This window comes from Limosilactobacillus secundus (assembly GCF_020784695.1).
Taxonomy (GTDB): domain Bacteria; phylum Bacillota; class Bacilli; order Lactobacillales; family Lactobacillaceae; genus Limosilactobacillus; species Limosilactobacillus reuteri_F.
Genome location: NZ_JAJGUA010000042.1, coordinates 1 through 7,720, shown reverse-complemented (window position 1 = coordinate 7,720; position 7,720 = coordinate 1). Strand labels below are relative to the sequence as shown.

The 7,720-nt window shown below is 39.6% G+C and carries 7 protein-coding genes; all 7 read left to right on the top strand.

Going from position 1 to position 7,720, the window contains the following annotated elements; all coding sequences use genetic code 11:
• Positions 1-333 precede the first annotated feature (333 nt).
• Positions 334-555, top strand: a complete 222-nt coding sequence (gene yaaA / locus LMB57_RS07625; protein ID WP_003665230.1) for a S4 domain-containing protein YaaA — start codon at positions 334-336, stop codon at positions 553-555.
• Between the two features lie 8 nt (positions 556-563).
• Complete coding sequence (gene recF, locus LMB57_RS07620) at positions 564-1,688, top strand: DNA replication/repair protein RecF (RefSeq protein ID WP_229272410.1); 1,125 nt, start codon at positions 564-566, stop codon at positions 1,686-1,688.
• Positions 1,685-3,634: a DNA topoisomerase (ATP-hydrolyzing) subunit B gene (gyrB, locus tag LMB57_RS07615; protein ID WP_229272411.1), complete on the top strand. Its 1,950-nt coding sequence runs from the start codon at positions 1,685-1,687 to the stop codon at positions 3,632-3,634. The genes recF and gyrB overlap by 4 nt, the downstream gene beginning before the upstream one ends.
• Before the next feature lie 42 nt (positions 3,635-3,676).
• Positions 3,677-6,181, top strand: a complete 2,505-nt coding sequence (gene gyrA / locus LMB57_RS07610; protein WP_229272412.1) for a DNA gyrase subunit A — start codon at positions 3,677-3,679, stop codon at positions 6,179-6,181.
• Positions 6,182-6,382: 201 nt separating this feature from the next.
• Positions 6,383-6,679, top strand: coding sequence for a 30S ribosomal protein S6 (gene rpsF / locus LMB57_RS07605; protein WP_003665235.1), 297 nt, complete (start codon positions 6,383-6,385; stop codon positions 6,677-6,679).
• Positions 6,680-6,716: 37 nt separating this feature from the next.
• A complete protein-coding gene (gene ssb, locus LMB57_RS07600) occupies positions 6,717-7,280 on the top strand; it encodes a single-stranded DNA-binding protein (protein WP_229272413.1) in 564 nt (187 codons plus the stop codon).
• A 33-nt stretch (positions 7,281-7,313) separates the two neighbouring features.
• Positions 7,314-7,550 carry a 30S ribosomal protein S18 gene (rpsR, locus tag LMB57_RS07595; RefSeq protein ID WP_003665240.1) on the top strand — a complete coding sequence of 79 codons (237 nt, stop codon included), beginning with the start codon at positions 7,314-7,316 and terminating at the stop codon, positions 7,548-7,550.
• Positions 7,551-7,720 lie beyond the last annotated feature (170 nt).

Here is a 7,720-nt window from a genome sequence, read left to right as displayed (position 1 = left end):
ACTTCGTTTTTCGACGCGAAGCTAGCCTCTGGGAGCCCCCGCAAGCAACAATAGGCCTCTAACGTTCGGTTTTGCCGGACGTTAGAGGCCATTGTTGTACTGCGTATTTGCTTTTTATAAAAGTAACTTAACTTATGTCACAGTCTTTTCTATTTGACATTGATTAAATTTAATTAGGATTGCTAGTTTATATTTAGATTTTTGACCATAGAGCAAATTTACCCGAATTTTGATAAAAAAGGCTAAAATAAGTTAATGCGCTCAGAAAGGCTAATAACGCAAAATTAGGCCAAATAATGTGGTATAATAGAGTTACAAAAGTAGGTGAAAAAAATGGAAGAAAAGTCAGTGTTGATTGATAGTCCATTTATTACACTCGGTCAGTTACTCAAAGAAGAGGGAATTATTCCTACTGGCGGAGCAGCTAAATGGTTTCTAAAAGAAAATACTGTATTAGTAAATGATGAGCCAGATGATCGGCGGGGACGCAAATTGTATCCTGAAGATAAGATTCAAATTCCTGACCACCAATTACTTGTTATTAAGAGTAAGTAGGGATAAGCATGATTCTGACGGAATTGCATTTACATCACTTTCGAAATTATCAGGATCTAACCGTTCACTTCAACCCTGGAGTGAACGTTTTAATTGGTCATAATGCACAGGGTAAAACGAATATGCTAGAGGCAATCTATGTTCTTTCCCTGACCAAGAGCCATCGAACAAGTAATGACCATGAACTTATTAATTGGCAAGAAAAATCAGCCCTAATAAGTGGCACAGTAGAGAAAAGTATTGGCAAGATTCCGCTTGAATTACAATTCTCAAGTAAAGGAAAAAAGGCAAAGGTAAACCATTTAGAACAAGCGCGATTATCACAGTATGTGGGTCAACTAAACGCAATATTATTTGCTCCTGAGGACTTATCGCTGGTAAAGGGATCACCAGCTTTACGTCGCCACTTTATGGATCGAGAGTTTAGCCAGATGAGTAGTAAATACCTTTACAATGCAGGCCAATATCGTACACTCTTACGACAAAAAAATAAATATTTAAAGCAACTAAAATATAAGCAACAAACTGATCGCGTCCTTTTAAGGGTCCTCTCTGATCAGCTTGCTGCTTTTGGTGCGGAAGTAATTATTGCCCGCCAACATTTTTTAAAGCACCTTGAAGGCTGGGCAGCTGATTTACATCAAGAGATTTCACTAAATAAGGAATCATTACGGCTTGAATATGTTAATCAATTAAAGGTTAATGATGAGACTACTGTTGAAGAGGCTTATCAGGCCCTTTTTAAGTTATATCAGGACAATGAACGGCGTGAAATTGAGCAGGGAACAACAATTTATGGTCCTCATCGTGATGATATCCGCTTTCTAGTAAACGATAAAAATGTGCAGGCTTTTGGATCGCAAGGACAACAGCGAACGACAGCACTATCAGTAAAACTAGCAGAGATTGATTTGATGAAAGAACAAACCGGCGAGTATCCATTATTATTATTAGACGATGTGTTATCAGAACTAGATACAATTCGACAAACACACCTATTAACAGCCATTCAGAATAAAGTTCAAACATTTTTGACGACAACTAGTCTGAGTGATGTTGCTCGCCAGCTAATTAATGAACCCACGATTTTTGAAATTGAGCACGGCACTTTGAATAAGGAGGAAGTAAAGTGAGCAACGAACAACAAAAAGAAACCAAGATAGAATTGGCTAGCGAATACGATGCTAGTCAAATTCAGGTTTTAAAGGGATTGGATGCAGTTCGAAAGCGTCCCGGAATGTACATTGGTTCCACTTCAGCCCAGGGACTTCATCACCTTGTTTGGGAAATTGTCGATAACGGAATTGACGAAGCCTTAGCAGGATTTTGTGATGAAATTAATGTTGTAGTTAATCCAGATAACAGTATTACTGTTAAGGATAATGGTCGGGGAATTCCAGTTGATACACAAAAAGAAACCGGAAAGTCAGCCTTAGAAACAGTCTTTACTGTTCTGCATGCTGGAGGAAAATTTGGCGGCGGCGGATATAAGGTTTCTGGAGGTCTTCACGGGGTAGGAGCTTCTGTTGTAAATGCCTTATCTACTGAATTAGATGTTAAAGTTGCTCGTCAAGGTAAACGTTACTATATGGATTTTGATCATGGTCACGTTAAATCTGCGATGAAGGTAATTGAAGAAGGCCTTCCAGAAACTGAGCATGGTACAACCGTTCACTTTAAGCCGGATCCAGAAATTTTCCGTGAAACAACGACTTACAATATTAAAACTTTAACTGATCGTTTAAGAGAGTTAGCCTTCTTAAACAAGGGACTTAAAATCACAATCGAAGACTTACGACAAGCAGACCATGAACGGAAAGAGTTCCATTATGAAGGCGGTATTCGCCATTATGTTGAATACCTTAATGAAGACCAAAATATCTTATTTGATCCACCAATTTACGTGGAAGGTAAAGAAAACGATATCACTGTTGAAGTATCCTTACAATATACAGATTCATACCGCAGCAACTTGCTAACTTTCACTAACAATATTCATACTTACGAAGGTGGGACTCATGAGACCGGATTTAAGATGGCTCTTACACGTGTCATTAATGACTATGGCCACAAAGCCGGTGTTTTAAAGTCGAATGAGACCTTATCAGGTGATGACGTACGGGAAGGTTTAACTGCTGTTGTCTCCATTAAGCACCCTGATCCGCAATTCGAAGGACAGACTAAGACTAAGTTAGGAAATTCAGATGCACGAACAGCGACTGACCACGTCTTTGCGGCAACATTTAACCGGTTCTTATTAGAACACCCAGACGAAGCGCGACAAATTATTGAAAAAGGTCAACTCGCTTCGAAAGCACGAGTAGCTGCTAAACGAGCACGTGAAGTTACTCGTAAAAAGAGTGGTCTTGAAATTAGCAATTTGCCAGGTAAGTTAGCTGATAATACAAGTAAGGATCCGGAAATTTCAGAATTATTTATTGTCGAGGGTGATTCTGCTGGTGGATCAGCCAAGCAGGGACGTTCGCGACTCACTCAGGCAATCCTCCCCATCCGAGGAAAAATCTTAAATGTTGAAAAAGCAACCCTTGATCGAGTTCTAGCTAATGACGAAATTCGTTCTTTATTTACCGCTCTTGGAACAGGTTTTGGAGATGACTTTGATATTACAAAGGCTAATTACCATAAATTGATTATCATGACTGATGCGGATGTCGATGGTGCCCACATTCGGACATTACTGTTAACCTTGTTCTACCGCTTTATGAAGCCAATGATTACGCATGGGTATGTTTATATTGCTCAACCGCCGTTATATCAAGTTCGGCAAGGTAAATTTGTAAAATATATTGACTCTGATGAAGAACTAGAACAGGTTGTAAGCTCACTGCAACCAAGTCCTAAGCCGGTTATTCAACGTTACAAAGGGCTAGGTGAAATGGATGCCGAGCAATTATGGGAAACAACAATGGACCCAGAAAATCGGCACCTATTACGAGTAAAATTAGACGACGCAGAACAGGCGGATAAGATTTTCCCAATGCTAATGGGAACTAAGGTCGGACCACGGCGCGACTTTATTGAGCAAAATGCTAAGTTCGTTGAGAACCTTGACCTGTAATTAACTGTTGTTTACTGCTAACGCAAAAAAGGAGGAACGACATTGGCTGAACAAGAGATGCCTAATCGGATCACGGATGTAAATCTTACAAGTCAGATGAAAAACTCATTCTTGGATTATGCAATGAGTGTTATTGTGTCACGTGCGCTTCCAGACGTCCGTGATGGATTAAAACCGGTACAACGCCGAATTCTATATGGAATGAATGAATTAGGGGTTACTCCAGATAAGCCTTACAAGAAATCGGCCCGGATTGTCGGGGATGTAATGGGTAAGTTCCACCCACATGGTGACTCTTCAATTTATGAAGGACTTGTGCGAATGGCTCAAGACTTTAGTTACCGTTATATGCTTGTTGATGGTCATGGTAACTTTGGGTCGGTTGATGGTGATGGAGCGGCCGCCATGCGTTATACCGAAGCAAAGATGAGCAAAATTGCAGTTGAAATGCTTCGGGATATCAATAAAGCTACCGTTGATTTTCATGATAACTATGATGGTACGGAAAAAGAACCGGATGTATTACCAGCTCGTTTTCCTAACTTATTAGTTAACGGTGCCTCAGGAATTGCCGTGGGGATGGCTACTAATATTCCAACCCATAATTTAGGAGAAGTTATTAACGGAATTCATATGTTAATGGACAATCCTGATATTACAACGGAAGGACTAATGAAGGCTATTCCAGGTCCAGACTTTCCAACTGGTGGAGTGGTAATGGGTAAGTCTGGTATTCGTAAAGCTTATGAAACCGGACGAGGAACTATTATTGTTCGAGCAAAAGTTGATATTGAAGAACAGAAGAATGGTAAGCAACGGATCATTGTCCACGAAATTCCTTACATGGTTAATAAAGCAAAGTTAATTGAACGAATTGCTGAATTAGCTCGAAATAAAGATATTGATGGAATTACTGATGTTAACGATGAAACTGACCGTGACGGAATGCGAATTGTAATTGATGTTCGTCGTGATGCTAGTGCAGAAGTTATCTTGAATAACCTTTACAAGATGACTTTGATGCAAACAACTTTTAATTTCAATATGCTAGCAATTGTTAATGGTGCTCCAAAGATTTTAAGCTTAAAACAAATTTTGCAATATTATCTGGAACACCAAGAATCAGTTGTACGGCGGCGGACAGAATTTGAATTAAAGAAAGCTCAGAATCGTGCGCACATTGTTGCCGGGTTGCGGATTGCTTTAGACCATATTGATGAGATAATTAATATTATTCGTAATTCACAAACAAGTGAAGTAGCGAAAAATGAGTTGATGAATAATTATGGTTTATCAGATCGCCAGGCACAAGCTATCCTGGATATGCGGTTGGTTCGGTTGACTGGCCTAGAACGGGAAAAGATAGAGGATGAATACCAAAAATTAATGGCAGCAATTGCCGATTACAAGGATATTCTTGCTCATCGTGAACGGATTAACCAAATCATTTATGACGAATTGATGGAAATTCAAAAACGTTTTGGGGATGAACGACGGACTGAGCTTCAAGTTGGTGATATTACCAATATTGAAGATGAAGACCTAATTGAAGAAGAAGATATTATCGTTGCCTTGACCCACAATGGATACATTAAACGTCTTCCAGTTGATGAATTTAAGTCTCAGCATCGTGGCGGTCGTGGTGTTAAGGGAATGGGAGTTCATAAAGATGATTTTATTGAACAACTAATTTCTAGTTCAACACATGATATGTTGCTCTTCTTTACTAATTCAGGAAAAGTATACTCAATGAAAGGGTATGAAGTTCCTGAATATGGTCGGGCTGCTCAAGGAATTCCAATTATTAACCTTCTTGGCATTAATAATAAAGAGAAGATTAGTGCTGTTATCAATGTTTCACATGAAACTAACGATGATGATAAATACCTCTTCTTTACTACCAAGCTAGGAACAGTTAAACGGACAGCAGTAACAGAGTTTAAGAATATTCGAAGTAATGGATTAAAGGCACTTAATCTCCATGAAAACGATGAATTGATCGATGTAGAAGTTATTAGTGAAGATCAGCCAATGATTATTGGTACTCATAATGGATATGCTCTTAGCTTTAAATCATCAGTTGTTCGGTCAATGGGACGAAGCGCGGCTGGAGTTCGTGGGATTCGCTTACGAGATGAAGACTACGTAATTGGTGCTGCACCTCTTGATTCTGATAGCAAGGTTCTTGTAATTAGTGAAAATGGTTTTGGAAAGCAAACTCCTGCTTCTGAATATCCAATCAAAGGACGGGGCGGACTAGGAGTTAAGACAGTTAATGTTACCGCAAAGAATGGTTCGTTGGTTGGTTTAACCACTGTCAATGGTGATGAAGATATCATGTTAGTTACCGACCAGGGAGTAATTATTCGTTTTGGCATTGAAAGTGTATCACAAACTGGACGATCTGCTGTTGGTGTTCATTTGATTAAGATGGATAATGGTGCCCGTGTTGCTACGATTGCAAAGGTGGATAAAGAAGTCGATGAGGAGACTGAAGAAGTAACTAATAATTCCTCACAAGAAGAAAGTCAAACAACAGAAAATTAAAAAATAAAGTGAGAAAGTAGATATTTTACGTATATATAGTTATAGTGACCGCAACATTTAGGATTTCTTGTTAGATGTTCCTTGTTTTAAATAGAATTTTATGCTATATTTTATGTCTGTGAGTATACGTAATGACGTCTACTTTCCTTGTTCTTCTCAAATAGCGAGAAGAGCCAGAGTCCATAAGGAGGTGTAACATTCATGGAAACACGCAAATATGAAATTACTTACATCATTCGTCCTGATATCGAAGAATCTGCAAAGAGCGAATTGGTAGACCGATTCGACAAGATCTTGGCGGACAATGGTGCAACTATCGCTGACTCAAAGGATTGGTCAACTCGTCGTTTTGCTTACCCAATCGCTAAGTACACTGAAGGTACTTACCACGTGGTAAACTTAACTACTGATTCAGATCAAGCTTTAAACGAATTCGATCGTTTAGCTAAGTTCAGTGATGATATCCTACGTCACATGATTGTTAAGCTTGATGCTTAATTAATTTGTCAATAAAGTAAAGAGAGGAGAAAGATCTATGCTTAATCGTGCAGTCTTAACTGGGCGTTTAACAAGAGATCCCGAGTTGCGGTACACAACCAGCGGGACAGCAGTTGTTTCATTTACGTTAGCTGTTGATCGGCAATTCCGAAACCAAAATGGTGATCGTGATGCTGACTTTATCAATTGCGTTATTTGGCGTAAATCCGCTGAAAACTTTAGTAACTTTACGCATAAGGGTTCACTTGTTGGGATTGAAGGGCGTATTCAAACCCGGAATTATGAAAACCAACAGGGTAACCGTGTATACGTTACCGAAGTTGTTGTAGATAACTTTGCATTGTTAGAACCTCGTCAAAATGGTGGTATGAACCAATCAGGCATTCAGCAGCCATTTAACAGTAACCAACAATCGTTTGGTGCTCAGGCTCCACAATATGGCAGTCAACCACAACCTGGAAATAATGCTCCTCAAAGTAATCCGTCACCAAGTATGGACAATGGTTTCGATCCCAATCAAAATGCTGGCAACCAGTTCCCTGGAAGCAGTGATGATGGTGGTCAATCCATTGATTTAGCTGATGACGAATTACCATTCTAAATAAATTTTTACTCAGAATAGGAGGGTAATTTCATGGCACAACAACGTCGGGGCGGACGTCGTCGTCGTAAGGTCGACTTCATCGCCGCAAACCACATCGAATACATCGATTACAAAGACACTGATTTATTACGTCGGTTCATTTCTGAACGTGGTAAGATTTTACCACGTCGGGTTACTGGTACCAGTGCTAAGAACCAACGTAAGTTAACTATCGCTATCAAGCGTGCACGGATCATGGGTCTTTTGCCATTCGTTGCAGAAGACTAGGTTCCGCAAGACTAAAGATAATAAAGAGGCCGAGATTTACTCAGCCTCTTTATTATTAATGTCTTTAGGCCTGGTTGAGTGCGCGAGCAGAGCGAGTGCACGAAACAAAAAACCACCTGCTATGCGGGTGGGCGATAAAAATTATATAAAAAGGCCTCTTTTGCCTTAAG

Excerpts from the sequence above, each read along its gene's own strand:
- yaaA (WP_003665230.1), top strand. The coding sequence starts at position 334 with ATGGAAGAAAAGTCAGTGTTGATTGATAGTCCATTTATTACACTCGGT.
- recF (WP_229272410.1), top strand. The coding sequence starts at position 564 with ATGATTCTGACGGAATTGCATTTACATCACTTTCGAAATTATCAGGAT.
- rpsF (WP_003665235.1), top strand. The coding sequence starts at position 6,383 with ATGGAAACACGCAAATATGAAATTACTTACATCATTCGTCCTGATATC.
- ssb (WP_229272413.1), top strand. The coding sequence starts at position 6,717 with ATGCTTAATCGTGCAGTCTTAACTGGGCGTTTAACAAGAGATCCCGAG.
- rpsR (WP_003665240.1), top strand. The coding sequence starts at position 7,314 with ATGGCACAACAACGTCGGGGCGGACGTCGTCGTCGTAAGGTCGACTTC.